4 protein-coding genes are annotated in these 3,149 nt (G+C 39.1%); all 4 read right to left on the bottom strand.

Features of this window, described 5'->3' with window-relative positions; all coding sequences use genetic code 11:
- Positions 1–40 precede the first annotated feature (40 nt).
- Positions 41–1,351 carry an MFS transporter gene (locus tag AC3AX0_RS10205; protein WP_487550188.1) on the bottom strand — a complete coding sequence of 437 codons (1,311 nt, stop codon included), beginning with the start codon at positions 1,349–1,351 and terminating at the stop codon, positions 41–43.
- A complete protein-coding gene (locus tag AC3AX0_RS10200) occupies positions 1,341–1,553 on the bottom strand; it encodes a hypothetical protein (RefSeq protein ID WP_487550187.1) in 213 nt (70 codons plus the stop codon). The genes AC3AX0_RS10205 and AC3AX0_RS10200 overlap by 11 nt, the downstream gene beginning before the upstream one ends.
- Positions 1,528–2,406, bottom strand: a complete 879-nt coding sequence (locus tag AC3AX0_RS10195) for an aminotransferase-like domain-containing protein (protein ID WP_487550186.1) — start codon at positions 2,404–2,406, stop codon at positions 1,528–1,530. The genes AC3AX0_RS10200 and AC3AX0_RS10195 overlap by 26 nt, the downstream gene beginning before the upstream one ends.
- A gap of 1 nt (position 2,407) precedes the next feature.
- Positions 2,408–3,149 (bottom strand): phosphate acyltransferase (locus AC3AX0_RS10190; protein WP_487550185.1); only part of this gene is annotated, 742 nt, incomplete at its 5' end.

Genomic DNA, 3,149 nt, shown 5'->3' with positions numbered 1-3,149 from the left:
ACATTGTTTACATCTTAATGATTCTACTTTTACTTTCAATCTATACTACCTCCTTGGTATTATATATATTTTCACATCTTGTTTCTTTGGTAAACATAGATGCCACAAATCCTATACATATTGCTATGAACACCCAAAAGAATGCCTTCTGGTATAATTCTACCCTTGATAAAGTCCCTTGATTACCTGCAATTACATTTGCTGTAACCTGTGGAATTACTATGGAGCCGAAGAATCCACCAATATTGGCAACTGCAACAGAAACCCCCACATATTGTGGATCATTTACTTCCTTGACACCCGGCCAGCTAATTACATATGCACAACTACCGAATCCAATCATAAACATGATAATCGACAAAAGCCCTTCACTTGGAGCTCCGCCACCCATAAATACAAGTGCACCCCATGTAATGACATAAAGACCTCCAACGGCAAGCATTGGAATCTTTCTGGAACGAATCTTGTCAGATATTGTTCCCACGACAGAACCAACAGCCGCACCGACTATGGATGGAATTAAATAATTGGTTGCAACCACCATTGATTTTCCATAAACATCCATAATAAAAGACGTACCATAATATCCGGTAATAACTACATATGAACCATAAAAGGCTGCATACATTAAAAACAAAGGCCAGGTTCTAGGATTCACAAAGACTTTTACAACACCTTTTAGAATATCCTTTATGGATGAACTCCCCATTCCCTCTATAGGTTTATTTATAGGAGTCATCCCCAAATCCTCAGGCTTGTTACGGACAATCCAAAGGATTAGCATTGCAATGACGATGGAAACAAATCCAATCAATCTAAAAGACATTCTCCAGCCAATCTTGCCTACCATCAGAGCCAATGGTGTCTGCGCCAGAGCTCCTCCCATAACGCCTACAAAACATGTCAATCCTGTAATTGTACCAAACTCCGATTCCTTGAACCAGTTTGACTGAATCTTTATTATTGAAACAAAGATTACTGCAGTACCAAGACCTACTAGAGACCTTCCGATATAGAGAAATGGCAGGCTACTGGCAAGACTGAATATTGTAATCCCAACAGCCGCAACCATGGTTCCAAGGAATGATGTAATCCTTGACCCCAAAGCATCCGATAATATTCCTGTGGGAATCTGCATCAACAGATAAAGATAAAAATATACATTACCTATTGATACAAAGGTTTGTTCCGACAAATTAAACTCATTGATTAATGTAGGCTTTACAACACCCATTGAAAAGGAATGAAAAAAAACCAATCCGTAGGACATAACCATGATTCCCCACACAACCCATCTGTATTTTAAAGTTTTTTTGATTCCGTCCTTCGAAACCGCCATACTAGAACTCATCCCTAAACAATTCTCCTAATCTTATTATGCCTTCTTCTATTTTATCAGGTGCCATGGTTGAAAAGTTCAATCTAATTGTATTGTCATTACCTGTTCCAGGGAAGAATGGACCACCTGGTACAAATCCAACATTCTTTTCCAATGCCTTAGGCAGCAATGCAGTAGCATCTGCACCTTCAGGCAATTCCAACCACACAAACATGCAAATCATACTGATTCAAATATTCTTCTACCTGCATCTGAGCAAGTTGATTCGACTGTAGATCAGCACCTTGCTTGATCATTTCATATTTATTAATCAAATCAGGATTTGCCATTATCCATCCAACTCTCAATCCTGCACAGAATATTTTTGAAAACGACCCCAGGTATACTACTCTCTCTTCTACATCAAAGGACTTGATAGAAGGAACTACTTCTCCCTCAAACCTTATCTCTCCATAAGGATCATCTTCAATGATTGGCAAATCATATTTGCTGGCCAGTTCATAAAGCTTCTTCCTTCTTTCCAATGACCAAGTCTTACCTGTAGGATTGGAGAAATTCGGAACTACATATATCATTTTCGCCTTAGGATCACTTTCAAGCAATGCTTCAAGTTCATCCATTTTCATACCGTGTTCATCAGCATCTACTCCTTTTACATTACATTCAAAGGGTGCAAATGATGCAAGTGCTCCAAGATAACTTGGATTCTCAGTAATAAGGGTATCACCTTTGTCAATGAATAGCATAGCACTGAATGATATTGCCTGTTGTGAACCTGTTGTGATTTGAAGATTCTCAATACCACATTTCATATCTTTACCCGCCATTCTTTCCTGAATCTTTCTAAGAAGTGGTTCATATCCTTTAGTTGGACCGTACTGCAATGCTTGAATACCATTTTCACTAAGTATTTTATTTGTTACTTCCTTCACTATATCTACGGGAATAAAATCCGGAGACGGCAGACCTGCTGCAAAAGATATACAATTTTCCTTAGCTGCTATAAGTTTTCCAGCTTCTCTAATTGCCGATGGTTTCATTACATCTATTCTTAATGATAATTTCATATTAACCCTCCTTGGATGCCAGACAAGCCAATGCTATAGAATTAATCTTAATAGCCGCCGTATCTGATCTTGAACTTAATATTACAGGGCTGCTTGCACCCAGTACAATACCTGCCCATTTTGCCTTGTTGAAATGGAGCCAGGATTTTCCTAAAACATTTCCTGTTTCAATATTAGGAAATACGAGTAAATCAATATCCCCTGTAACTTCACTCTCAATGCCTTTGTGTTCTGCTGCATATGGACTAAACGCCACATCAAATGCTATAGGTCCTTCTATAATACACTGGGAAACTTCACCAGCCTTCACTGCTTCCACCAACCCTTGTGCATCCACTGTTGCAGGTACTTTCGGATTAACCATTTCATTGGCAGCAAGTGCTCCTACCTTTGGCATGTCAATTCCCATACTTTTCATGGCTGTCAAGGCACTCTGCAAAATGACTTTCTTGTCTTCCAGTCCAGGTGCAATATTGATACCGCTATCCGTACAATAAAGAAGTTTGTGATATCCCTCCAATTCATAAACCGCCAGCATGCTAATAAGATTTCCAGTACGCATGCCCTTTTCCTTGGATAGAATGGCTCTCATGTAAACACTTGTGTTAACAAGACCCTTCATCAGAATATCTCCAAAGCCTTCCTTCACTAGAGAAACGGCTTTTGCTGCCGAATCTTCAGGAGTAGATTCATGGTAAACACTGAATCCGTCCATTCCAATCTCTTTAGCATACTTTCTGATT

The sequence above is a fragment of the Dethiosulfatibacter sp. genome (genome assembly GCF_983023055.1).
This window is presented reverse-complemented; position numbering and strand designations above follow the sequence as displayed.

What these genes read in the sequence shown, in the direction of transcription:
- AC3AX0_RS10195 (WP_487550186.1), bottom strand. Translation starts at nt 2,406, where the DNA reads ATGAAATTATCATTAAGAATAGATGTAATGAAACCATCGGCAATTAGA.
- AC3AX0_RS10205 (WP_487550188.1), bottom strand. Translation starts at nt 1,351, where the DNA reads ATGAGTTCTAGTATGGCGGTTTCGAAGGACGGAATCAAAAAAACTTTA.
- AC3AX0_RS10200 (WP_487550187.1), bottom strand. Translation starts at nt 1,553, where the DNA reads ATGTTTGTGTGGTTGGAATTGCCTGAAGGTGCAGATGCTACTGCATTG.